The 23,485-nt window shown below is 70.9% G+C and carries 24 protein-coding genes; 14 read left to right on the top strand and 10 right to left on the bottom strand.

What is annotated here, in order from left to right; translation table 11 throughout:
• Nucleotides 1-325: 325 nt before the first annotated feature.
• The 4 genes from VNT50_RS07260 to VNT50_RS07245 all read right to left on the bottom strand — a co-directional run bounded on the left by VNT50_RS07260 (nucleotide 326) and on the right by VNT50_RS07245 (nucleotide 4,220).
• Complete coding sequence (locus VNT50_RS07260; protein WP_325484439.1) at nucleotides 326-1,141, bottom strand: CPBP family intramembrane glutamic endopeptidase; 816 nt, start codon at nucleotides 1,139-1,141, stop codon at nucleotides 326-328.
• Nucleotides 1,142-1,187: 46 nt separating this feature from the next.
• Nucleotides 1,188-2,423: an MFS transporter gene (locus VNT50_RS07255; protein WP_414683952.1), complete on the bottom strand. Its 1,236-nt coding sequence runs from the start codon at nucleotides 2,421-2,423 to the stop codon at nucleotides 1,188-1,190.
• A gap of 74 nt (nucleotides 2,424-2,497) precedes the next feature.
• Nucleotides 2,498-3,163 carry a tRNA (guanosine(46)-N7)-methyltransferase TrmB gene (gene trmB / locus VNT50_RS07250; RefSeq protein WP_325484438.1) on the bottom strand — a complete coding sequence of 222 codons (666 nt, stop codon included), beginning with the start codon at nucleotides 3,161-3,163 and terminating at the stop codon, nucleotides 2,498-2,500.
• A 223-nt stretch (nucleotides 3,164-3,386) separates the two neighbouring features.
• Nucleotides 3,387-4,220 carry a DUF3097 family protein gene (locus tag VNT50_RS07245; protein ID WP_325484435.1) on the bottom strand — a complete coding sequence of 278 codons (834 nt, stop codon included), beginning with the start codon at nucleotides 4,218-4,220 and terminating at the stop codon, nucleotides 3,387-3,389.
• Nucleotides 4,221-4,383: 163 nt separating this feature from the next.
• Here VNT50_RS07245 and VNT50_RS07240 point away from each other — a divergent pair, with 163 nt between their 5' ends.
• The 4 genes from VNT50_RS07240 to VNT50_RS07225 all read left to right on the top strand — a co-directional run bounded on the left by VNT50_RS07240 (nucleotide 4,384) and on the right by VNT50_RS07225 (nucleotide 8,667).
• On the top strand, nucleotides 4,384-6,420 hold the full coding sequence (locus VNT50_RS07240) for a TPM domain-containing protein (RefSeq protein WP_325484434.1): 2,037 nt from the start codon (nucleotides 4,384-4,386) through the stop codon (nucleotides 6,418-6,420).
• Between the two features lie 91 nt (nucleotides 6,421-6,511).
• The gene (locus tag VNT50_RS07235; protein WP_325484433.1) at nucleotides 6,512-7,273 is read left to right on the top strand and encodes a PspA/IM30 family protein; all 762 of its coding nucleotides are present in this window, start codon (nucleotides 6,512-6,514) and stop codon (nucleotides 7,271-7,273) included.
• A gap of 108 nt (nucleotides 7,274-7,381) precedes the next feature.
• Nucleotides 7,382-8,203, top strand: coding sequence for an arginase family protein (locus tag VNT50_RS07230; RefSeq protein WP_325484432.1), 822 nt, complete (start codon nucleotides 7,382-7,384; stop codon nucleotides 8,201-8,203).
• A complete protein-coding gene (locus VNT50_RS07225; RefSeq protein ID WP_325484431.1) occupies nucleotides 8,200-8,667 on the top strand; it encodes a Fe-S oxidoreductase in 468 nt (155 codons plus the stop codon). Before VNT50_RS07230 ends, VNT50_RS07225 begins: the two co-directional genes overlap by 4 nt.
• Here the strand turns inward: VNT50_RS07225 and VNT50_RS07220 are convergent.
• The 3 genes from VNT50_RS07220 to VNT50_RS07210 form a co-directional block, all read right to left on the bottom strand.
• Nucleotides 8,654-9,151 (bottom strand): SIP domain-containing protein, encoded by a 498-nt coding sequence (locus VNT50_RS07220; RefSeq protein ID WP_325484430.1) that lies wholly within the window; start codon nucleotides 9,149-9,151, stop codon nucleotides 8,654-8,656. The genes VNT50_RS07225 and VNT50_RS07220 overlap by 14 nt on opposite strands.
• 84 nt (nucleotides 9,152-9,235) lie before the next feature.
• Nucleotides 9,236-9,967: a tyrosine-protein phosphatase gene (locus VNT50_RS07215; RefSeq protein ID WP_325484429.1), complete on the bottom strand. Its 732-nt coding sequence runs from the start codon at nucleotides 9,965-9,967 to the stop codon at nucleotides 9,236-9,238.
• Entirely contained in the window at nucleotides 9,964-10,431 is a 468-nt protein-coding gene (locus VNT50_RS07210; protein ID WP_325484428.1) for a carboxymuconolactone decarboxylase family protein, read from the bottom strand. The genes VNT50_RS07215 and VNT50_RS07210 overlap by 4 nt, the downstream gene beginning before the upstream one ends.
• 274 nt (nucleotides 10,432-10,705) lie before the next feature.
• Here VNT50_RS07210 and VNT50_RS07205 point away from each other — a divergent pair, with 274 nt between their 5' ends.
• From VNT50_RS07205 to VNT50_RS07170, 8 genes are all read left to right on the top strand, one after another.
• On the top strand, nucleotides 10,706-11,683 hold the full coding sequence (locus tag VNT50_RS07205; RefSeq protein ID WP_325484427.1) for an alpha/beta fold hydrolase: 978 nt from the start codon (nucleotides 10,706-10,708) through the stop codon (nucleotides 11,681-11,683).
• Between the two features lie 128 nt (nucleotides 11,684-11,811).
• Nucleotides 11,812-13,311, top strand: a complete 1,500-nt coding sequence (locus VNT50_RS07200) for an ABC transporter substrate-binding protein (protein ID WP_325484426.1) — start codon at nucleotides 11,812-11,814, stop codon at nucleotides 13,309-13,311.
• A 26-nt stretch (nucleotides 13,312-13,337) separates the two neighbouring features.
• Nucleotides 13,338-14,288 carry an ABC transporter permease gene (locus tag VNT50_RS07195; protein ID WP_325484425.1) on the top strand — a complete coding sequence of 317 codons (951 nt, stop codon included), beginning with the start codon at nucleotides 13,338-13,340 and terminating at the stop codon, nucleotides 14,286-14,288.
• Between the two features lie 68 nt (nucleotides 14,289-14,356).
• Nucleotides 14,357-15,262: an ABC transporter permease gene (locus VNT50_RS07190; RefSeq protein ID WP_325484437.1), complete on the top strand. Its 906-nt coding sequence runs from the start codon at nucleotides 14,357-14,359 to the stop codon at nucleotides 15,260-15,262.
• Nucleotides 15,259-16,047, top strand: a complete 789-nt coding sequence (locus VNT50_RS07185; RefSeq protein ID WP_325484424.1) for an ABC transporter ATP-binding protein — start codon at nucleotides 15,259-15,261, stop codon at nucleotides 16,045-16,047. Before VNT50_RS07190 ends, VNT50_RS07185 begins: the two co-directional genes overlap by 4 nt.
• Nucleotides 16,044-16,841 carry an ABC transporter ATP-binding protein gene (locus VNT50_RS07180; protein ID WP_325484423.1) on the top strand — a complete coding sequence of 266 codons (798 nt, stop codon included), beginning with the start codon at nucleotides 16,044-16,046 and terminating at the stop codon, nucleotides 16,839-16,841. Before VNT50_RS07185 ends, VNT50_RS07180 begins: the two co-directional genes overlap by 4 nt.
• A 163-nt stretch (nucleotides 16,842-17,004) precedes the next feature.
• A complete protein-coding gene (locus VNT50_RS07175) occupies nucleotides 17,005-18,075 on the top strand; it encodes a M4 family metallopeptidase (protein ID WP_325484422.1) in 1,071 nt (356 codons plus the stop codon).
• Nucleotides 18,056-18,415 carry a protealysin inhibitor emfourin gene (locus VNT50_RS07170; RefSeq protein WP_325484421.1) on the top strand — a complete coding sequence of 120 codons (360 nt, stop codon included), beginning with the start codon at nucleotides 18,056-18,058 and terminating at the stop codon, nucleotides 18,413-18,415. The genes VNT50_RS07175 and VNT50_RS07170 overlap by 20 nt, the downstream gene beginning before the upstream one ends.
• A gap of 15 nt (nucleotides 18,416-18,430) precedes the next feature.
• Here VNT50_RS07170 and VNT50_RS07165 read toward each other — a convergent pair whose 3' ends face one another.
• The 3 genes from VNT50_RS07165 to VNT50_RS07155 are packed head-to-tail and all read right to left on the bottom strand — an operon-like array spanning nucleotide 18,431 to nucleotide 20,521.
• Nucleotides 18,431-19,039 (bottom strand): GNAT family N-acetyltransferase, encoded by a 609-nt coding sequence (locus VNT50_RS07165; protein ID WP_325484420.1) that lies wholly within the window; start codon nucleotides 19,037-19,039, stop codon nucleotides 18,431-18,433.
• Between the two features lie 10 nt (nucleotides 19,040-19,049).
• A complete protein-coding gene (locus VNT50_RS07160) occupies nucleotides 19,050-19,742 on the bottom strand; it encodes a uracil-DNA glycosylase (RefSeq protein ID WP_325484419.1) in 693 nt (230 codons plus the stop codon).
• Entirely contained in the window at nucleotides 19,742-20,521 is a 780-nt protein-coding gene (locus VNT50_RS07155) for an SDR family oxidoreductase (protein WP_325484418.1), read from the bottom strand. Before VNT50_RS07155 ends, VNT50_RS07160 begins: the two co-directional genes overlap by 1 nt.
• A gap of 148 nt (nucleotides 20,522-20,669) precedes the next feature.
• Here VNT50_RS07155 and VNT50_RS07150 point away from each other — a divergent pair, with 148 nt between their 5' ends.
• Nucleotides 20,670-21,992, top strand: coding sequence for a bifunctional o-acetylhomoserine/o-acetylserine sulfhydrylase (locus VNT50_RS07150; protein WP_325484417.1), 1,323 nt, complete (start codon nucleotides 20,670-20,672; stop codon nucleotides 21,990-21,992).
• 65 nt (nucleotides 21,993-22,057) lie between these two features.
• Nucleotides 22,058-23,263 (top strand): homoserine O-acetyltransferase MetX, encoded by a 1,206-nt coding sequence (gene metX / locus VNT50_RS07145; RefSeq protein WP_325484416.1) that lies wholly within the window; start codon nucleotides 22,058-22,060, stop codon nucleotides 23,261-23,263.
• The last annotated feature ends 222 nt before the right edge of the window (nucleotides 23,264-23,485 follow it).

Genomic DNA, 23,485 nt, shown 5'->3' with positions numbered 1-23,485 from the left:
CGACTGGAATCGAACCAGCGACCTTTGGTACCGGAAACCAACGCTCTATCCCCTGAGCTACGGAGGCGCACCGATCGAGGTTATCACTGACGGGACGCCCCTCCCGTCGGGCCCGCTCGCCGGTCGGCCGCAACGAAGAACGCCCTCGGCGTGAGCCGGGGGCGTTCATCGGTACGAATTCGGTGTCTCGTGTCCGATCCCTCTCAGGTTCTTCCGTGTCCGTTTTCCTTCGTGACCATGACAATACTCAGCCGTGTGCACGCGTCAAGACCTCGCCGCCCAATCGCTTCCACCTCAGGTTGAGGCTGAAGGAACGGCGCCCCGCTCAGAGCAGGAAGAGCCGGTCGAGCATCCCGGGATTGTGCGCGTGCACGAGCACGAGGAAGACGACGGCGTCGAAGAGCAGGTGCACGGTCACGACGTAGCCAAGCGATCGCGTCCGCACGAAGATGTACCCCTGCAGGAGCGCGAAGGGGACCGTCAGCAGGGGACCCCAGGCCTGGTACCCGAGCTCCCACAGGAACGACACGAAGACGATCGCCTGGAGCACGTTGGACTGCCACATCGGGAAGTGCCGGCGCAGCAGGGCGAGCACCGTGCAGATGAAGAACAGCTCGTCCCAGATGCCGACCGCCCCGACGCCCACGAAGAGGCGAGCGATGAGCTCGGGCGAGTCCACGACCGGCCAGTTCATATAGACGCCGGACGTGATGAAGTAGAACGGCAGGATCAGCCAGCCCAGCACGAGCACGGCGATGAGCCAGGTCCATTGGAACCGCGTCCACCGACCGCCGCCGCGCCACGGGAAGCGCGTCGCATAGTCGCGGAAGGCGAACCGCGACAGCACGTACGGCACAGCCACCGCGCCGCCCAGGGCGAGCGTGAACCGCAGCATCGCCCCGTTGTCGAGCTCGGCCTTCAGGGGAATGGAGCTCACGATCAGCATGCCGACCGCGATGAGCCCGAGATCTCGCACCAGGTTGGGGCCCGGGCTCGCGAAGCGGTGCGCGAGCGGGCCCGATCCGAGGAGCACGGCGATCAGCATCCCCGCCGCGAGGAGGACGTAGCCGGCCCATGCCACCTGCACGCCGAAGAAGGCGACGGCGGCCGCGCACACGAGGAACGCGGGAATCAGGCCCATCGACCACGCGGGGCGCGGAGCGGCATCGAGATCTGCGGGCACGATGTCAGTCTGTCAGCGGATGAGCGATCTCATCCTGCGGCATCCGCGCGGCGAAGATGGCGATGATGCCGAAGACGAGCGGCAGGATGCCCGCACCGATGAAGATCGCCTGCAGCGAGAGCACCTCCGAAAGGGGTCCCGCGAGCGCCATCGAAAGCGGCATGAGCGCGAGCGACACGAAGAAGTCGAGACTCGACACGCGCCCGAGCATGTGCCTGGGCACGCGTCGCTGGAGGAGCGTGCCCCAGATCACGTTGCCGTAGCTGAACCCGAATCCGATGACGAAGCACGACAGCAGCAGCATCCAGTACTGATCGGTCAGGCCGATCACGATGAACGGCAGCGTGCTGACGCCCCAGACGAGGTTCATCGTCGTCAGGTACCGACGCGGGAGCTTTCTCGATGACACGACGATCGAGCCGACGACGCCGCCCGCGCCGTAGACGGCGAGCAGAAACCCGAACCACCGCGGGTCCTCTCCGATCCGCTCGCGCGTGAGGAACGGCAGCAGCACCTCCTCGGGCCCGACCGCGACGAGCACCCACATCGTCGCGTACAGCAGCGTCCACAACAGCCACGGCGTGCGCGCCGTGAACACGATGGCCTCGCGGAGGTCGTGGAAGACGCTCTTCGCGGACTGGTCGCCCGCGCCCTCGGCGAGCGCCGGTTCGGGCCGCAGGAAGAGCAGGATCACGAACGCGGCGCCATGGGCGAGTGCGATCACCGATGCCGCGTGCGCCGGGAGGAGCGCCGCCAGCAGCATGCCGGCCGCAGCGGGTCCTGCCGCCTGCTGGAGGGCGGGGCGGATGGCGCCCTCGAGCCCGTTCGCCGCGAGCAGCTGGCCCGGCGGCAGGATGCGGGGCAGGATCGCGGTGTACGCCGGGAAGAAGAACCCCGCGCCCGCGCCCAGCACGAACGCGACGACGGTCAGCTGCGGGATGCCGACCTCGCCGGCCCAGCCCACCACGACGACCGAGGTGATCGCGAGGAGGTTGACGAGCTCGACGACGCGGACGATGAGGCGCCGCGAGACCCGGTCGGCGACGATCCCTCCCGGGATGGCGCAGACGAGCAACCCCGTGGCGTTGGCCGCCGCGACGAGCGAGAGGTCGAGGGGGCCGCCGCCGGCGCCGATCACGGCGTAGACCATGACGACCGCCCACATCCCGGCGGCGAAGATCGAGAGCACGACGGCGCTGAAGAGCGCCCTGAAGTCGCGGTGCGAGAGCGGACGGAGCACACGCCAGCGATCGCGCTCCGCCGATCGGTCGACGGGGCCTCCTCCGCTCGGGACGACGTCGCGATCCGGTGCGGTCACGCGCGCGGCCTCCTCCGGTACGCCAGGTCGCGGATGTCGCGGCCCCTGGCAGCACCCTTGCGCTCGAACGCAGTGAGCGCGCGGCCGCCGAAGCGCGGCGCCCACTCCCCCGCGAAGTCCCGTTCGAATGCCGGCGCCGCGTCCATGACCTCGCGCATCTGGAGCGCGTAGTCCTCCCAGTCCGTCGCGAAGCGCAGCACCCCGCCGTCGCGCAGGGCCCGCGCCGCCGTTTCGGCGAACGGCGGCTTCACCAGCCGGCGCTTCGTGTGCTTGTTCTTGTGCCACGGATCCGGGAAGAACACCCAGACCTCATCGGCGGATCCTTCGGGCAGCAGCGTCTCGAGCACCTCGGGGGCGTTGGCCTCGACGAGGCGCAGGTTGCGCAACCCCTCGCGGTCGGCGTCGAGCATCGTGCGTGCGAGGCCCGCCCGGAACACCTCGACGGCGAGGAAGTCGTCTCCCGGGCGAGACCGGGCGGCGGAGATGATCGCGTGGCCCTGCCCTGATCCGATCTCGACGATCAGGGGTGCGGTTCGGCCGTAGACGGACGCCGGGTCGAACCGGGCATCCGCGTGCACCGACGTCGCCGCCGCGGCACGGGGCACCTCGATGACGAAGCGGTCGGCGAGCTCGTCGAACGCGCGCTCCTGGGCATCCGACATCCGCCCGCTCCGCCGAACGAACGACACGGGCTCTTCGCGGAAGCGGGGAGATCCTCCCGCGGCCAAAGGGGAACCATCCCCCGCACCGGGAGGCGCCGTGGGGTCATCGGTGGACACGTTCCCAGGCTATTGCGTACCGCAGACAGGCTCAGCGTCTTGGAACCTGCACCGGCGGCCGTGTGCAGGCGACTCCTGCACCAGCGAGCCTGCGCGCGGCCCGCGCTCAGGCGGTGACGTAGTCGATCAGCTCCTCGACGCGGCCCAGCAGGGCCGGCTCGATGTCGCGGTACGACGACACCGCCCCGAGCACGCGCTGCCACGCGCGGGCGGAGTCGGCGGGCGTCGCGTGCGGCCACCCGAGGGCCCGGCACACGCCGGTCTTCCACTCGATGCCGCGCGGCACCTCGGGCCACCGCTCGATGCCCAGAGCCCGCGGCGTGACGCACTGCCACACGTCGACGAAGGGATGCCCCACGATGCGGATGTGCGGGCCGTGCGGGCCGCGCCGCACCGCCTCGGCCATGCGCGTCTCCTTCGATCCCGGCACGAGATGGTCCACGAGCACGCCGTACCGCCGCTCGGCGGACGGCGGCTCGTCCCGCAGCACATCGTCGAGAAGATCGATGCCCTGCAGGTACTCCACGACCACACCCTCGACGCGAAGGTCATCGCCCCACACCTTCTCCACGAGCTCCGCGTCGTGGCGCCCTTCGACGAGGATGCGGCTGGCGCGCGCCGTGCGCGCACGCGCGTCGGCGACGGCGAACGAGCCCGACGCGGTGCGGGCGGGGGTGGATGCCGCGGCCCGCCGTGGGACGGCCAGCACGACGGCCGCGCCGTCGATCAAGAACCCGGGACCGAGCTCGAAGACCCGCTTCGCTCCGCGCCGGTCCTCGAGTTCGACGAAGCGCCCGTCGGTTCGGGTGACCGCGCCGCAGAATCCGTCGGCCGCGACCTCGACGACGAGATCCTTCGTCGCCTCGAGCGTGGGCACGCGTTTGTGCGCGGCTTCGCGCCATCCCGGCGCGAGCACATCGGCACCATACCTGTCGTCCATCGAACCTCCCGCGGCGCACCAGCCTAGGCGCGGGAGGGCGGCGGCACGACGAGGCGCGGCGGGGCGGCCCGAGGTCGGGTCGGCCGCCTACCGCGGCATGCACCGGGGTGCATAGACTCGGAAGGGTGGGTGCCCGAGCGCCCCGCACGGAGGGGGTGGCGCCATGCGCGCGCGTTGGTCGTTGACGCTCGCGGCCGGTCTCACGGTGCTGCTGTCGGCGGTGGGCCTGCCTGCGTCGGCCACCGCTCCCGTGGAGCTGGGCTCCGGGTACGTGCTCGACGACGCGGGCGCCCTCACTCCCGCCGAGGAGACCGAGGCGCAGTCCCGCCTCGAGCAGCTGCGCGAGGACACCGGCGTCGACCTCTGGGTCGTGTTCGTCGACGAGTTCACCGACCCGTCGGGCCCCGAGGAGTGGGCGACGCGCACGGCGGAGCTGAACGGGCTCGGCCCCACGCAGTACCTGCTGGCCGTGGCCACCGAGTCGCGCCAGTTCTACATCTCGGGCTACAGCGAAGGTCCGGTCTCATCCGATGACCTCGGTCAGATCGAACAGCAGCAGGTGCAGCCCGTGCTCGCGGCGGACGATTGGGCGGGGGCAGTGGATGCCGCGGCCGACGGTCTCGAGAGCGCGGCCGGCGGGGGCGGGGCGGGAGTCGGCGGCGCCGGGAGTGGCGGCGCCGGCAGCGGCCTGTTCACCGGCATCCTGTGGGTCCTGGTCATCGGCCTCGGGATCCTCCTCGTCGTCTGGCTCGTGATCCGCAGCCGCAGGAAGCGCGCCGGTGCGGGAGCTCCCGGCCAGAAGCCGGTCGAGCAGATCAGCACCACGGACCTCGAACGTCAGGCCGGATCGGCGCTCGTGCAGACGGATGACGCTGTCAGGACGAGCGAAGAGGAGCTCGGCTTCGCCCGGGCGCAATTCGGCGACGCGGCGACCACCGAATTCGAAGCCGCGCTGAGCACCGCGAAGCAGAACCTGTCGCAGGCGTTCACCATCAAGCAGCAGCTCGATGACAGCACCCCCGACTCCGAGGAGCAGGTGCGCGGATGGAACGCGCAGATCATCCAGCTGTGCGCCGACGCCAACACGGGACTCGACGAGAAGGCGGCCGCGTTCGACGACCTGCGCAAGCTCGAGCAGAACGCGCCGGAGGCCCTCGCCCGCGTGCAGGGCGACCGGGCGGCGGTGGGCGCGGCGATCGAGCAGGCCGACGCGTCGCTCGCGGCCCTGTCGCAGCGCTACTCCCCCGACGCCCTCGCGACGGTCGCCGACAACCCCCAGCAGGCACGGTCGCGGCTCGCGTTCGCCGACGAGCAGCTCGCCGAGGCCGAGCGCGACATCGGGGCGGGCAGGGGCGGCGAGGCGGCCGTCGGCATCCGCGCCGCCGAAGAGGCCGTCGCCCAGGCGCGGCTGCTCGAGACGGCCATCGACGACCTCGGGTCCGACCTCGCGGAGGGCGAGAAGCAGGCGACCGCGCTGATCGCGGACCTCGAGCACGACATCGCCACGGCATCCGCGCTCCCCGACTCCGACGGACGCCTCGCCGGCGTCATCGCCGCAACCCGCCAGCAGATCGACAGCGCCCGCACACTGCTGGCCGCGCCCGCGCGGCGCCCGCTGCTCGCGCTGCAGAGCCTCGAAGCGGCGAACACGCAGATCGATGCGCTCATCCAGGGCGTCCGCGATGCCGCCGCGCAAGCGCAGCGCGCGCAGCAGATGCTCGGCCAGAGCATCCTCCAGGCACAGGCGCAGGTCTCCGCCGCCGAGGACTACATCGTGTCCCGCCGGGGTGCGATCGGCGCCGAAGCCCGCACGCGACTGGCGGAGGCCGGGGCCTCCCTCGTCCAGGCGCAGCAGCTCCAGGCATCCGACCCACAGCAGGCCCTCGCGCTCGCGCAGCGGGCCAACCAGCTCGCCGGGCAGGCGATCCAGCACGCACAGAACGATGTCGGCGCCTTCGAAACCCAGGGCGGCGGGATGTTCGGCGGCGGCAGCAGCGGCGGCGGCGGCAACGTCATGGGCGCAGTACTCGGCGGCCTCATCATCAACTCGCTGCTCGGCGGTGGCGGTGGCGGTGGTGGCGGCCGGTCATCCGGCGGCGGCCTCGGCGGCATGTTCGGCGGAGGCGGCGGCGGGCGAATGAGCCCCGGCAGCTTCGGCGGGGGCGGCACGCGCGGCCGGCGAGGGGGTGGTCGCTTCTGAGCGACGCGACACAGCACCGACCGGCATCCGCCCCTCACTTCACTCTGATATCCGTACAGACCCAGGCAGTTCGACAGAAAGGAACCACATGATGGCAAAGCAGTCCATCTTCGGCCGCATCTCCACCCTCCTGAGGGCGAACGTCAACGCGATGATCGACTCCGCCGAGGACCCGCAGAAGATGCTCGACCAGCTCGTGCGCGACTACACGAACAACATCGCCGACGCCGAGTCCGCGATCGCCGAGACCATCGGCAACCTGCGCCTGCTCGAGCGCGACCACCAGGAAGACATCCAGGCCGCCTCGGAGTGGGGCAACAAGGCCCTCGCCGCGAGCAAGAAGGCCGACGAGCTGCGCGGGATCGGCCACACCGCCGACGCCGACAAGTTCGACAACCTCGCCAAGATCGCGCTGCAGCGCCAGATCAGCAGCGAGAACGAGGCGCGTACGGCCGAGCCCACGATCGCCTCCCAGACGGAGGTCGTCGACAAGCTCAAGGACGGCCTCAACGGCATGAAGGAGAAGCTGGGACAGCTGAAGTCGAAGCGCAGCGAGCTTCTCGCCCGCGCCAAGACCGCCGAGGCCCAGATCAAGGTGCACGATGCCGTCAAGTCGATCGACGTGCTCGATCCCACGAGCGAGCTCGGACGCTTCGAAGACAAGATCCGCCGCCAGGAGTCCCTCGCCGCCGGCAAGCAGGAGCTGGCCGCGTCGAGCCTGGACGCCCAGTTCAACAGCCTCGAGGATGTCGGGGAGCTCACGGAGGTCGAGGCGCGCCTCGCCGCGCTGAAGGCCGGCGGCACGCCCGCCCAGGTCGCGATCGACGCGCCCAGCGCGCCGTACACCCCGTAGCGCCGGGTATACATGCCGACGGGCGCCGCCCCTCTTCTGGGGGCGGCGCCCGTCGGCATGTGCGGGTTCGGAGAGCTGCTCGTGCCCCGCGTGCGGCAGGATGGGCGAATGACCCGATTCCTCGTCGTCCCCCAGTGGCAGGGAAGCCCGTCGGCGCGCGCGATGCGGCTCGGCGACGGCGCCCACGCCATCGCCGACGACCTCCCGCGCTCGGCGACCACCGTGCTCGACGTGCCCTCCGAGGCCGGCGAGTCGCTGGGCACCGGCCTGCACCGGCTGAGCGCCCTGCTGCGCACGCGCGCGCTCGTCGATGAGGCCCTTGCCCCGCTCACCGAACCCGTGCTGCTCGTCGGCGGCGACTGCGGAGTCTCGGTCGGGGCGGTCGCCCACGCCGCCGCGCAGGGGAACGACCTCGCCGTGGTCTGGTTCGACGCCCACCCCGACCTCCACAGCCCCGAGACGTCGCCGTCCGGCGCGTTCGGCGGAATGGTCCTGCGCGCAATTCTCGGTGAGGGCGTGCGGGGACTCACGCTCGAGCCGGGGCTGGTGCCGCCCTCACGCGTCGTGCTCGCCGGCACGCGCTCTTTCGACGACGCGGAACAGGAGTATGCCGCCGCGCACGCGCTGACCGCGGTGGCTGCCGACGCGTTCGCCGAGGCGGGCTCGCTGGCCGGGGCGGTGCGCGCGACCGGCGCGGGGAGGGTGTTCGTCCATGTCGATCTCGACGTGCTCGACCCGTCCGAGATCTCGGGGGTGACATCCGCGCAGCCCTTCGGGCTCACGGTGGCGCAGCTCGTCGCGGCGATCGGCGCGCTGCGGGCGGAGGTTCCCCTGGCGGGAGCCGCGATCACCGGATTCTCGCCGTCGACGCCCGCCGCCGCGATCGACGACCTCGGGGCGATCCTCCGCATCGTCGGTGCCCTCGCGTGAGGCCCGCCGCTCCCCCTCCAGGATGGCGCGCCGCGGCGACGAAGGCCGTCGCGAGGAGCGAGCGCATCGAGCGCCTGATCCCCGGCATCCTGCTCGATTCGCCCATCAGCCGCCTCGGCTACTGGTACGGATGCACGGTGGGCTGGGTGTGGGGCACGCTCTGGAGCACCGGCAGGATCGAGCGCCGGAGCGGCCTTTGGGTCTTCCGGGGGATGCCGCGCTGGGCGTTCCCGCGCGGCGGTGTGTGCGTGGGCGGATGCTTCCTCACGGGCGACGGCAGGCACGCGGCGACCGAGCGGATCCTCCGGCACGAGGCGGTGCACAAGCGGCAGTGGCAGCGCTACGGCATCCTGATGCCCGTGCTCTACACGCTCGCGGGGCGGGATCCGCTGCGCAACCGCTTCGAGATCGAGGCGGGCCTGGAGGACGGCAACTACGTGCCGCGCGGGCTCAGCGGGCGGTGAGCAGGCCGAAGCGCTCGGGGGTGTGGATGGCCTCCGCGGGCACACCGAGCGACGACGTGAGGTGATCGACGATGTCGGCCGTGCCGAGGTAGCCGCCGAGGAGGAACACCCGGGTGCCTGTACTGAGCGACGAAGGAGTCGAAGTGCCGTGGTCGTCGTCGGCACACAGCATCTCGTCGGCCCACGCGGTGACGGCGCGTGCGAGGGCAACGCCCGGTGCGCAGCCGCGACCGGTTCCGGGCTCTCCCGAGCGACGGGAACGGTCCAGCCACGTGACCGTCATACGCGCGGGGGCGGGGAGATCGACGATCTCGTCGGCCGTGCCGACCTCGACGAAGATGCGGCCGGTGGAGCACAGGGGCAGGGTCGCAAGCAGGACCTCGAGGTCGACGAGCGAATGCTCGTCGGCCGTGATGAGGTGCTGCACGCGCGTGTGCCGGCTGGCCCGGCAGGCCGCCGCGTTGTGCTCGGTGTTGTTGGTCATGGCGAGACCAGTATAGCGCGAAGCATAGGCATGCCTAACCTTGCTTCACTTCATGACGACGCGATAGTTCACGACGCGACATTTTCATGACGACGCGATGAGCACCCGGCGGAGCTCGTCCAGCTCGTGGTCGCCCAGGCCGCTCGCCCGCAGGTAGTCGGCCGGCGAGCCGAAGCGGCTCGTCAGGTCGGCGAGCAGCTCACTCATGACACGTGCCGGGGAGCGCGTCGCCAGCTCCTCGAGGTGCTGGGCTTCGGGGTGCATCGTCTTCAACCATCGGACGACGTCCCGGTTGCGCCACTCGGGCAGCATTCCCTCCGTGCGGGCGTAGTCGGCGATGACGGCGTCGTCGTCGACGCCCGCGGCAGCGAGCGCCAGCGCGACGATGACGCCCGTGCGATCCTTGCCCACGGTGCAGTGCACGAGCACGGGCTGATCGCCCAGCAGTCCCCGCACGACATCGACGACGCGGTCGCCGGAATCGTCCACCATGGCGCGGTACATCTCGGTGAGGGAGGTGTCGCGCTCGAAGAAGGACGTGACAGACCCGAGGAACAGCGGCACCCGCATCGTCTCCACGTCGAGGCCCTCGATGCGGCTGGGGGCGTACCGCACTTCGTCGTCGGCCCGCAGGTCGATGATCCGTCGGACGCCCAGGGCCCGCAGCGCGGCGATGCCCTCGGCCTCGAGGTGTGCGAGGTTGCCCGACCGGTACAACACGCCCGATCGGGTCACCGAGTCGCCCGCCGGCAGTCCGCCGGTGTCGCGGAAGTTGACCGCACCCGGAATGAGCGAGCCGATCGCGTCGCCGGTCATTCCTCGGTCCGTGGGGGAACGGGATAGCGGCCCGCGATGGCCACGCGGTTGAAGGCGTTGATGGAGACGCAGAGCCAGCTGACCCCCACGTATTCCTTCTCGCTCAGAACGCCGCCGACGCGGTCGTACACGTCATCCGGGATTCCCGCCTCGTGGATGAAGGTGAACGCCTCCGCGAGCTCGAGCGCGGCTCGCTCGCGGTCGGTGAAGACGCCGGAGTCCCGCCAGGCGGCCAGCTGTGCGATCTCGTCCGCGGTGATCCCGGCCTTGAGCGCGCGATCGACGTGCACGCGCACGCAGAACGCGCAGCCGTTCAGCTGGGAGACGTGCAGCAGGACGAACTCCTTGAGCCGGGTGTCGATGCCGTTCGCCTTCGCAATCGCGTACACGGTCTTCGTGAAAGCCTCGAGCGTCCGGTAGGCCTCCGGCTCGGAACGGGAGAGGTGCACGCGCTGCTCGGTCATGAGCCCAGCCTATGGGCCGATCCGGGCGCGGGCGCGGGCGCTGGGCATCGCGCTGGGCGGGTGCTGGTCGGGAGCTGGGCAGGGCGCAGCCGAAGCCGGGACGCGCCGTGCCCTACGCTCGAGAAATCACTGTGCGCATCATTGCTGGGCAAACGACCACTAACCGACAAGCAAACGTCAACCAGGATTGGGCACTCTGCAATTCGATTACGCGCGCAGGCCCGGAAGGGCGGACAATGTAGCGACGCTCGCTCCCCGTCCCTAAGGATGACGCATGGCCTCCGCCCCGACCGGCCCACACACCCCGACCGGCCCACACACCTTCGACGAATTCTCGTTCCTGCCCGAGCAGGCCGAAGAACTGGGAGGCGCCTTCACGGTTCCCGCGGGCGAGCGCCTGACGCTCACCCTCGCCGACGGTCGCACGCTCAGCGCGCTGCGCTACGGCACGGAGTCCCCCGTCGTGACGTTCCTCCACGGCGCGGGACTGAACGCCCACACGTGGGATACGACGATCGTGGCGCTCGGGCTCCCTGCCCTCGCGATCGACCTGCCGGGGCACGGCGACTCGTCGTGGCGGAACGACATCGACTACTCCCCCCGCACGCTCGCGCCCGACGTCGCCGCGGGCATCCGCGCATGGACCGACGCCCCGCAGCTCGTCGTCGGGCAGTCCCTGGGCGGGCTCACGGCGGGGAGCCTCGCGGCATCCGCTCCGGAACTGGTCCGCGGGGCGGTCGTCGTCGACATCACGCCCGGCATCGACACCTCCGCGGGCCCTTCGCAGCTGCGCGAGTTCTTCGCGGGCCCGACCGATTGGGCGACCCGCGACGAGCTCGTCGAACGCGCGCTGTCGTTCGGGCTCGGGGGCTCGCCCCGCGCCGCCGAGCGCGGTGTCTTCTTCAATTCGCGGGTGCGCGCCGACGGACGCGTCGAGTGGAAGCACCACTTCGCGCATCTCGCCGCGGCCGCCCTCGCGCCGGCGACGGGCGACGCGGGGGTCGCGGGGCCGGCCGCTCCCCCGACGGTCGGGCCGAGCGGCTGGGACGACCTCGCCCGCACCGTGGCGCCGATCACGCTGATCCGGGGAGATCGGGGCTACGTCAGCGAAGCGGATGCCGAGGAGTTCTCCCGCCGCGTGCCGTCGGCCGACATCGTCACCGTTCCCGCCGGGCACAACGTGCAGGAGTACGCGCCGGTAGAACTGGCCGCCCTCGTCCGCGACGCCTACGAGGCTTCCGGGAACGCATGACGCGCCCGCGTCGTTGTTCGTAACCGCGCCCCACCCCCCGACCCCCGACCATAGGCTGAATCCCGCCCCGAGTGCCCGCCGCTGCACGGACAGCAACCGATGTCGCGGCATCCCGAAAGGAATCCCACATGTTCCGCCGCACCTCCCTCGCCGCCGCGGCCGCGGCCGCAGTGCTCGTTCTGAGCGCGTGCACCGGCACGCCCGCAGCGACGCCGACCGCGACCGGGACCCTCGACCCGGACGCCGCGCTGACGGTCGGCCTGGTGCTCGAGCCCGACAATCTCGACATCCGCCACACCAGCGGCGCAGCCCTCGAGCAGGTGCTCATCGACAACGTCTATCAGGGGCTCGTCTCGCGCACGCAGGACAGCGAGATCGTCCCGGCGATCGCGAGCGACTTCGAGGTGTCGGACGACGGCCTGACCTACACCTTCACGCTCAATGAGGGCATCGTCTTCCACAACGGCGAGCCGCTCACCGTCGAGGACGTCGTGACGTCGCTCACCCAGGTGAAGGACGACGAGACCATCGTCGGCCACGGCGATTTCGCCGGCGTCGCCTCGATCGTCTCGCCCGACCCCGCCACGGTGGTCATCACCCTCATCGAGCCGAACCAGAACTTCCTCTTCACGCTCACGACGCCCGCCGGGCTCGTGTTCAAGGCGGGCGACCCGACCGACCTGAAGACCGATGCCAACGGCACCGGCCCCTTCGCCCTCGAGCGCTGGAGCCAGGGCGACAGCATCACGTTCGTGCGCAGCGACGCGTACTGGGGCGAGGCCCCCCAGGTCGCCGAGGTCGTCTTCCAGTACATCCCGGATTTCACGGCCGGCGTCAACGCCGCCCTCGATGGCAGCCTCGACGTGCTGACGGCCGTCGACCCGAACCTCGCGTCGCAGCTCGCGGACAGCGGCTTCGCCCTCACCAAGGGCAAGACCACCGACAAGGGCACGCTCGCGTTCAACAACACGAAGGCGCCTCTCGATGACGTGCGCGTACGCGAGGCGCTCCGCCTCGCGGTCGACCACGACGCGCTCGTCGAGGCGCTCGGCGGCGGGTCCACGCTGTATGGGCCGATCCCCCGCCTCGACCCCGGTTACGAGGACCTCTCCGACGTCATCTCGTACGATCCCGAACGGGCGAAGGAGCTGCTGGCCGAGGCGGGTGTCGAAGACCTCGAGCTGACCCTCACGATTCCCTCGTTCTACGGCACCACGGTGCCGCAGGTGCTCGTCTCGGACTACAACGACATCGGCGTGACACTGACCGTCGAATCCGTCGAGTTCGCGACGTGGCTTCAGGATGTCTACACGAACAAGGACTACGAACTCAGCTTCGTGCTGCACGTCGAGCCGCGGGACTTCGGCAACTTCGCCAACCCCGACTACTACTTCGGCTACGACAACGCCGAGGTGCAGGCGCTCTACGCCGAGGCGCTCACGACGGTCGATCCCGACGAGTCGGCCGACCTGCTGGCGAAGGCCGCCCGCATCGTGTCGGAGGATCACGCGGCCGACTGGCTCTACAACGGCCAGACGATCACCGCACTCGCTCCCGGTATCTCCGGATTCCCCGTCGACTCGATCAACTCGCGCATCGATCTCGCCGAAGTGACCGTCTCGCGATAGTGGTCTCTCTGTAGGGTGTCGCGGCCGTGATCCGCTATGCGCTGACGAGGCTGGTCCTGCTGCTGGTGGGGCTGGTGGTGGCCAGCGTGCTGATCTTCCTGACGCTGCGGGTTCTGCCGGGCGATGTCGCACAGCTCATCGCCGGCACGCAGGGCACACCCGCACAGGTGGATGCCATCCGCGAGCGGCTCGGTCTCGACCAGTCGCTGGCGGCGCAGTACTTCGACTGGATCGGCGGCGTCCTCCGCGGCGACCTGGGGTCCTCGATGCTCACCGGGTCATCGGTCGCGGCGGAGCTCGCGGCGAAGGCGAAGGTCACGGTGCCGCTCGGCGTCATGGCGCTGGTCATCGCGGTGCTCTTCAGCGTGCCGCTCGGCGTGGTCTCGGCCATGCGTCGCGGCAAGGGCGGCGGCACCGTGCTCTCGGTCGGCGCCCAGGCCCTCGCGGCCGTGCCCGTCGTCTGGGCCGGAATGATGCTCGTGGTGGTGTTCGCCGTGGGGCTCGGCTGGCTTCCCGCCCAGGGCTTCCCCCGCACCGGCTGGTCGACCCCGTGGCTCGCGTTCACATCGCTGATCCTCCCCGCCATCACGATCGGCATCGTCGAGGGTGCCATGCTGATGCGCTTCGTGCGCAGCGCGACACTGCAGGCCGTCGGCCAGGACTACGTCCGCACCGCCGCCGCCAAGGGGCTCACCCGCAACCAGGCGCTCATCCGGCACGGCCTGCCGAACGTGGGACTCTCGGTCATCACGGTGCTCGGCCTGCAGGTCGCCGGCATCATCGTCGGCGCCGTCATCATCGAGCAGCTGTTCACCCTGCCGGGCATCGGGCGGATGCTGGTCGCCGACGTCGGCGCGCGCGACCTCGTGAAGGTGCAGGGAGAGCTCCTCGTGCTGACGGGCTTCGTGCTCGTCGTCGGCTTCCTCGTCGACCTGATCCATCGCCTCATCGATCCCCGGCAGAGGGAGGCATCGTGACCAACGCCTCCCGCGTCCCAGATGGGCCGGAAAGCGACCCCTCGGAAGCGGCCCAACTGGGACACGCGGTGGGGGCCGGCACTCGCGGGCTCTGGATCCGCCGGCTCTGGGGGCTCTCCACCGGCCGTTTCGGGCTGATCGTGGTGACCGTGATCGTCGCCACGGCGATCGTCGCGACGTTCTGGACACCGTTCGATCCACGCTCGATCGACATCGCCGATCGATGGGCGCTGCCGAGCTGGCCGCACCTGCTCGGCACCGACGGGGCGGGGCGCGACATCCTGAGCCTCGTCCTCGCCGGCGCGCGCACGACGGTGTTCGTCGCGGTCGGGGCGGGGCTCGTCGCCACCGCCGTGGGGGTATCCCTCGCCGCGCTCGGGGCCCTGACCACGCGGTGGGTGCGCGAGTGGGTCGCGGTGCTCATCGACGTCTTGATCGCCTTCCCCGTGCTGATCATCGCGATGATGATCTCGGCAGTGTGGGGCGGATCGCTCTGGGTCGTGATCTGGTCGGTGGGCATCGGCTTCGGCGTCAACATCGCCCGCGTCACGCGCCCCGAGCTGCGCCGCGTGCTGCACAGCGAGTTCGTGCTCGCCGGGCGGGCCTCGGGCCTCTCGCCCGTCCAGAACCTCACCCGGCATCTGCTGCCCAACGTCGCGCCGGTCTTCATCGTGCAGCTGTCGTGGTCGATGGCCGTCGCGGTGCTCGCCGAGGCCGGCCTGTCGTACCTCGGGTTCGGCGCCTCGGTCACCGAGCCCTCGTGGGGCCTGCTGCTCGCAGACCTGCAGCGCTACATCGCCGTGCACCCCCTCTCGGTGATCTGGCCCGGCCTCGCCATCACGCTCACCGTGCTGGGGCTCAACCTGCTCGGCGACGCCCTGCGCGAGGCGACCGACCCGACGCTGTCGCGGGGCAAGGATCCCCTGCATCCGCCCCGCGATTCGATCCGCCATGTGCCGGCGGTGGTCTCGTGAGCCTCGAGGTGCGCGATCTGACCGTCGACATCGATGGGCGACGGGTCGTCGACGGGATCTCGTTCGCCGTGCCCGACGGAGCCCGGGTCGGGCTGATCGGCGAGTCCGGATCCGGCAAGTCGCTCACCGCCCTCGCCATCCTCGGCCTCCTGCCCGAAGGCGCCACGGCCGGAGGGAGCGTCCGCTGGAACGGCACCGAGCTGATCGGGATGCCGGACGCGGAGCTCGCCGGGCTCCGCGGCGACGAGATCGGCATCGTGTTCCAGGAGCCGCGCACGGCCCTGAACCCCATCCGCACGGTCGGCCGCCAGATCGCCGAGTCGATCCGCATCCACAACGCCATCCCGAGGGCAGAGGCGCGGGCTCGGGCGATCGCGGCCGCCGAGCGCGTGTCGCTCCCCGATCCCGCCTCGATCGTGAAGCGGTATCCCCATCAGCTCTCGGGCGGCCAGCGCCAGCGCGTCGCGATCGCCATTGCGCTCGCGTGCGAGCCGAGGCTGCTGATCGCCGACGAGCCGACCACGGCGCTCGACGTCACGATCCAAGCCGAGATCCTCGAGCTTCTGCTCTCGCTCGTCGAGGACGCCGGGATGTCGCTGGTCTTCATCACCCACGACCTCGCCGTGCTCTCGCAGATCGCTACGCACGGCGTCGTGCTGGAACACGGGCGGGTCGTGGAGGAGGCCCCGGTCGCCCAGCTCCTCTCCGCGCCGCGGTCGGTCATCACGCAGGGCCTCCTGCGCGACGCGACGGCGACCCTGTGGCGGCCGGGTGGTGCGGAGTGAGCGCGCTGATCCAGGCACGGGGCCTGACCCGCCGGTATCCCCTGCCCCGCGACACGCTGTTCGCGAAGACGCGGTCCACGACCGCGCTCGAGGACGCCGACATCGACATCGGCGACGGGTCCGCGGTCGGCGTCATCGGCGAGTCCGGCTCGGGCAAGTCCACGCTCGTGCGCCTGCTGATGGCGCTGGACACTCCGACGGCGGGCACGATCCGGTTCGACGGGCGGCCGGTGGATGCCGCGGCGAGCGCAGGCTCGCTGCACTGGCTGCGCCGCCAGACGGGCATCGTCTTCCAGGACCCGTACGCGTCGCTGGACCCGCGCATGAGCGTCGGACGCATCGTGGGCGAGCCGCTCTGGGCGCTCGATATTCCGGGAGACCGGCGGGCTCGCGTGCGTGAGGTGCTCGGGGAGGTCGGGCTCGAGGCATCCATGGCCGACCGCTATCCGCACGAGTTCTCCGGCGGGCAGCGGCAGCGCATCGCGCTCGCCCGCGCGACCGCGCATCGCCCTCGCGTGCTGGTCGGCGACGAGCCCCTCTCGGCCCTCGATGTGACGGTGCGGGCGCAGATCCTCGAGCTGCTGGCCGAGCTGCGCGCCCGCGACGGACTCACCCTGCTCCTCGTCTCCCACGACATCGGCGTGGTGCAGAGCCTGTGCGACCACGTCGCCGTGATGAAGGACGGGCGGATCATCGAGCAGGGGGCGACGGATGCCGTGCTCCTCGCACCCCGCGAGGCGTACACGAAGCGCCTCCTCGCCTCGATCCCGGTCATCGACACCGGTACGGCCTGACCGGACGCCGGCATCCATTCGTCTGCGTCCAGCCCGCGGCACCAAGATCGGCGAATGTCACCGTGCTCGGCGATTTCCGCCCGAGACCTCCGAAGTTCGCGACATTCTCCGAAGTTCGCGACGCCGCCACCCCGATGTCATGGGCCACCCGTAGCCTCGAATCATGCGCAGCCTCCCCCACGCGATCGTTCCGCCGTACCTTCTCGCCCGCATCGCCGCGGCCGCGGAGCCCCGGTTCGCGCGGGCCGCGAAGGCCGCGCGGAAGACGCTCGCCGTCGACCCGAATCTGCGGCGCGAGCGCACGCGCCTGCGGCTGTCGGTCGACGGCGGCGCGCTCGTGGCCGAACCGGCGCCGGCACCCAACCGCACGATCAGCGATGCGAAGGGTCTCGAGCATCTGCCCGGCGAGGTGGTGCGGGGGGAGGACGATCCGCCGGTGGCCGATTCCGCAGTGAACGAGGCGTTCGACGGGCTGGGTTCCACGTACGACTTCTTCTGGGATGCCTACGGCCGCGACTCGATCGATGCCCAGGGCGCCGCGCTGGATGCGACGGTGCACTACGGCCGCGATTACGACAACGCGTTCTGGGACGGCGAGCGGATGGTCTTCGGTGACGGCGACGGCGAGGTGTTCCGCGGGTTCACCGGCTCGCTGTCGGTCATCGCCCACGAACTCGCCCACGGCGTCACCGAGCGGGAGGGCGGGCTGGTCTACCAAGGCCAGTCCGGTGCGCTCAACGAGTCGATGTCTGACGTCTTCGGCGCTCTGACCGAGCAGCACGCGCTCGGCCAGACGGCCGACGAGGCCACGTGGCTCATCGGGGAGGGGGTCTTCACGGATGCCGTCGAGGGCCGGGCCCTGCGCTCGATGCGGGCGCCGGGCACGGCGTACGACGACGACGTGCTGGGCCGCGACCCGCAACCCGCGCACATGGACGGCTACGTGCGCACGACCGACGACGACGGCGGGGTGCACATCAACTCCGGCATCCCCAATCGCGCGTTCTACCTCACGGCGGCCGAACTGGGCGGGCACGCGTGGGAGCGCGCCGGGCGCATCTGGTACCGCACGCTGACCGGCGATCTGCCGCCGACCGCGACGTTCTCGGAGTTCGCCGACGCCACCCTGCGCGCCGCCGCGGCGGAGTACGGTGAGGATTCGGAGGAGACGCGCGCGGTTCGGGCGGGCTGGATCGGCGTCGGCGTGATCGAGGATGAGCTCACCCAACCCTGACGATGGCCAGGCCACGACATCCGCGATCGTCGTGATCGTCGTCCGCACCGGCGGCATCGCGGGAGTGCGGCGGGAGTGGCGTGCCGAGCCTCCCCCGAAGGAGGAACCCCGCTGGATCGCGCTGATCGAGGAGTGCCCGTGGGACTCCGCGACGGTCGGTCAAGGCGGCGCGGACCGGTTCGTGTGGAACATCGAGGCCCACCGCGGACCGGAGGCGAAGGAGGCGAAGCTCCCCGACCGCGCGGTGCAGGGCCCGTGGCGCGAACTCGTCGACGAGGTGCGCTCGTTCGACAAACCGGCACCGTCGCCCAGCCCCAAAGGCCGCCGAATCGAGCAGTGAGCGCTGCCGACGAGGTCAGCGCCCGAACAGCGTGCGCTTCTTCTGCGGCTTCAGGTGCTTCTGCAGCGAGATGGTGCCGAGCCAGCGCCCGAACTTGAACCCGACGCGGCCCATGCGCCCGACCTCCTCGAAGCCCAGCTTCTCGTGCAGGGCGACGGATGCCTCGGCGCCCTTGTCGCTGATGACCGCCACGATCTCGCGGATGCCGGCCGCCTCGCACGCCTCGATGAGCCCTTCGAGCAGCGCCCGCCCGAGGCCCTTGCCGGCCGCACTCGGACCCAGGTAGATCGAGTTCTCGACCGTGAAGCGGTACGCCGTCTTGCCCGACCACGGCTGCACGAGCGCGTAGCCGAGCACTTGGCCGGTCGGCGACTCGGCGACCAGGAACGGCATCCCGAGCTTCTGCAGGTGCTCGAACTTCTCGCGCCACTGCGCGAGCGTCCAGCGCTTCTCGTCGAAGGTGACCACAGAGTTGGTGACGTAGTAGTTGTAGATCTCGCGGATGTCGGGGATGTCCCGCGCCTCGGCGGGACGCAGCTCGAACGAGAACGGCCGCTCGCCCCCGGACGGCGCGCGCAGGTGCCGCGGCAGGCGGCGCGGCCTCTGGTATTCCTCCTCGAGCACGGCGACCAGCCTACGCCGCGACGCGCCAGTCGACCGGGTCGGCGCCCTGCGCGGCGAGCAGTTCGTTCGCCCTCGAGAACGGCCGCGAGCCGAAGAAGCCGCGGCTGGCGGAGAGGGGGGACGGATGCGCCGATTCGACGATCGGCGTGGAGCCCAGCAGCGGCCGTAGGTTCGCGGCATCCCGCCCCCACAGGATCGCGACGAGCGGGCGGTCACGGGCGACGAGGGTGCGGATGGCATGCTCGGTCACCTTCTCCCACCCCCAGCCGCGATGGGATGCCGGCGCCCCGGGCGCCACGGTCAGCACGCGGTTGAGCAGCATGATGCCCTGATCCGACCACGCGGAGAGGTCACCGTGCGGGGCCGGTTCGATGCCGAGGTCATCGGCCAATTCCCGGTAGATGTTGCCGAGGCTGCGGGGAAGCGGGCGCACATGCCGTTCGACGGCGAACGACAGCCCGATGGGGTGGCCCGGCGTCGGGTACGGATCCTGTCCGACGATGAGCACCCGAACGTCGTGGAGCGGCTGCTGGAAAGCGCGCAGCACGCGGTCGCCCGCCGGAAGGTAGGAACGGCCCGCCGCGACCTCGCCGCGGAGGCGCTCGCCGAGCGCGGCGATGTCGGGGCCCACGGGCGCGAGCGCCTCGGCCCAGCCCGGGTCGACCAGGCCGGCCTCCGCCAGCTGGGGCAGGGTCATCGCCATCAGCGGGGGCGCACCGACAGCGCGCCCCGGGCGAGCAGGTGCTGTGCGGACTGCGCGACGGGACGCATCGTGATCATGTCGAGGTTGACGTGACCCGGCGCATTGAGGGCGTACGCGATGACGTCGGCGACGTCGCCGGCGACGAGCGGCTGCTCGACGCCCTCGTACACCTTCTCGGCCGCGTTCTGGTCGCCTCCGAGCCGGTTGCGCGTGAACTCCTCGGTGTGCACCATGCCGGGGGCGATCTCCACGACGCGGATGGGCTCGCCGTTGAGTTCGAGCCGCAGCGCATGGGCGATCATCGCCTCGCCGGCCTTCGCCGCGTTGTACCCCGCGCCGCCCGGGTACGCGGTCTGCGCCGCGGTCGACGTCACGAACACCGTGTCGGCGTGCCCGTCGGCGTCGGCGGCGCGGCGAAGCAGGGGCAGGAGTGCGGCGACGACCCGCTGCGTCGCCAGCACGTTCACCTCGAACATCCACGCCCAGTCCTCGGCCCGCCCGCTCTCGACGCGATCGGTGCCCCGGGCGCCGCCGGCCACCTGCACGAGCGCGTGCACGGGGCCGGACTCCTCCAGCCACGCGGCCAGGGCGTCGACGTCGGCCTGGGCCGTCAGGTCGGCCGCGAACGCGCCGGCTCCGGTCTCGGCCTCGAGGGCGGCGAGCCGGTCGGCGCGGCGCGCCACACCGACGACATCCCACCCGCTCGCCCGGAGGGCGCGCACCGTCGCCTCCCCGATCCCGGAGCTGGCACCGGTCACCACAGCACGTCGCGTCGTCATGCCTCCACGGTACCCGCGCGCCCCCGAAGCGACGCCCGACCGTGTTACGTCACATGTCCCGCTCATTGTCGACAAGACGGCCCCGCCGTACCGTGGCAGAACCGGGCTGGTCGCCCGATTCGACCCCACGTACGCAGGAGCCCACACCATGTCCGCAGCCGAGAACTGGCGTTTCGAGACCAAGCAGATCCACTCGGGCGCCCAGCCCGACCCGGTCACCAAGGCTCGTGCGACACCGATCTACCAGACGACCTCGTACGTCTTCGACAACGCCGAGCACGCCGCGAACCTGTTCGCGCTCGCCGAGTTCGGCAACATCTACACGCGCATCCAGAACCCGACGCAGGCCGTCGTCGAAGAGCGCCTCGCCGCGCTCGAGGGCGGCACCGGTGCCCTCCTCGTGGCCAGCGGTCAGGCCGCCGAGACCTTCGCCGTGCTGAACATCGCCGAGGCCGGCGATCACATCGTCTCGTCGTCGTCGATCTACGGCGGCACGTACAACCTGTTCAAGTACACGCTGCGCAAGCTCGGCATCGACGTCACGTTCGTCGAGAACCAGGATGACGCCGAGGAGTGGCGGGCCGCCGTCCGCCCGAACACGAAGCTGTTCTTCGCCGAGACGATCGGCAACCCGAAGATCAACATCCTCGACATCCGTCTCGTCGCCGACGTCGCGCACTCCAACGGCATCCCGCTCATCGTCGACAACACGATCGCGACCCCGTACCTCATCAAGCCCTTCGAGTTCGGCGCCGACATCGTCGTGCACTCGGCGACCAAGTTCCTCGGCGGTCACGGCACCGTCATCGGCGGCATCATCGTCGACGGCGGGACGTTCGAGTGGTCGAAGAACGTCGACAAGTTCCCGGGTCTCACGGTTCCGGACCCCAGCTACCACGGCGCGTCGTACACCGCCGCCGTCGGCGACGGACTGGCCTACATCATCAAGGCGCGCGTGCAGCTGCTGCGCGATCTCGGTTCCGCGATCTCGCCGCAGAGCGCGTGGCTGCTGATCCAGGGCATCGAGACGCTGTCGCTGCGCATCGAGCGTCACGTGCAGAACGCACAGGAGATCGCCGAGTGGCTCGAGAACCTGGATGATGTGGCCTCCGTCAACTACTCCGGCCTGCCCACCTCGCCCTGGTACGCGAAGGCGAACGAGTACGCACCCAAGGGGGTCGGCGCGGTGCTCTCGTTCGAGCTCAAGGGCGGCGTGCAGGCCGGTCGCGAGTTCGTCAATTCGCTCACGCTGTTCAGCCACCTCGCCAACATCGGCGACGTGCGCTCGCTCGTGATCCACCCGGCCTCGACGACGCACTCGCAGCTGACGCCCGAGCAGCAGCTCACCTCCGGTGTCACACCGGGCCTGGTGCGCCTCTCGGTCGGGCTCGAGAACATCGACGACCTGAAGGCCGACCTGGAGCAGGCACTCGGCGCCGCGCGCCGCGTGTCGGAGGCCGCGCGCGCCTAGGGCTCCTGCGCCCGGCATCCGTAACACGCGTCCCTTCGTCACCGGCAGCCCAGGAGAATGAGGGGATGGACTGGCAGACATCCGAAGACACCGTGCCCTCGGCACCGGTGACCGAGGCCGATGCCCGGATGCTGCTCGGCCGTCCCCCCGCGACCGGCGCGTGGCGTGACGGCGATCCCGCCGGCGACCGGCGCTTCGCCGCCTTCGGGGCGTTCCGCACCGAGGGCGGTCACGAGCTGCCCGGGTTCCGCCTCGCCTTCGAGACGTGGGGTGAGCTCAACGCCGACCGCGACAACGCCGTGCTCGTGCTGCACGCCCTGACGGGCGACAGCCACGTGCGCGGCCCCGCCACGCCGGGGCATGCGACGAGCGGGTGGTGGGACGACATCGTCGGTCCCAGCGCCCCGATCGACACCGACGAGTGGTTCGTGGTCGCCCCGAACATGCTGGGCGGATGCCAGGGCTCGACGGGTCCCGCGAGCATCGCACCCGACGGCTACGAGTGGGCGTCCCGCTTTCCGTATCTCACGATCCGCGACCAGGTCGCGGCGCAGGCGCGGCTCGCCGATGCCCTGGGCATCGACACGTGGGCGGCCGTCGTGGGCGGCTCGATGGGCGGCATGCACGCACTCGAGTGGGCGGTCGGCCTGCCCGACCGCGTGTCCCGTGTCGGCATCCTCTCCGCCCCTCCCGTGAACACCGCCGACCAGATCGCCCTGAACTCGGTGCAGCTCGAGGCGATCCACATCGATCCCCGCTTCCAGCGGGGCGAATACTACGACGCGGCGGACGGGGACGGCCCGCACCGCGGGCTCGCCCTCGCGCGTCGGATGGCGCTGCTGAACTACCGCAGCCCCACCGAGCTCAACCAGCGCTTCCAGCGGTCGTGGCAATCGAGCGTGAGCCCGCTCGGTCACGGCGGCCGCTTCGCCGTCGAGTCCTACATCGACTTCCACGGCAACCGCTTCACGCGTCGCTTCGACGCGAACGCCTACATCCGGCTCGTCGAGGCGATGAACTCGCACGACATCGGCCGTGAGCGCGGCGGCGTCGAAGACGCGCTCGCCCGCGTGAGCGCGAAGGCGCTCGTGCTGGGCATCGACAGCGACCGCCTGTTTCCCATCGACGGCCAGCACCGCATCGCGCGGGGCATCCCCGGCGCCCTCGACGGTGACCGGGCGGTCGTCATCTCGAGCGATTTCGGGCACGACGGCTTCCTCATCGAGACGACCGCGGTCGGGACGCACCTGCGGCGGCTGCTCGCTTCCTGAGCGTTCCGCAGATGGGCCGCGTGGTGAATTCACCCCCGCGACCAGGACTTTCGCTCTAGGATCGAGCGCATGGCAGCCGCTTCGACAGCACGGCCTCCTGCGCGAAGAACCGGATGGCACCGGCGCAGCGCCGCTGCGCTCGGCATCCTCGCCGTCGCGAGCACGCTCGCTTTAATGGCCTCGCCGGCGGCGGCCGTGCTCCCCGACGAGGTCGGGGTGTTC

This window comes from Microbacterium sp., assembly GCF_035554235.1.
Taxonomy (GTDB): domain Bacteria; phylum Actinomycetota; class Actinomycetes; order Actinomycetales; family Microbacteriaceae; genus Microbacterium.
The sequence above is the reverse complement of the archived record's forward strand: the minus strand, read 5'-3'. Positions and strand labels throughout refer to the sequence as shown.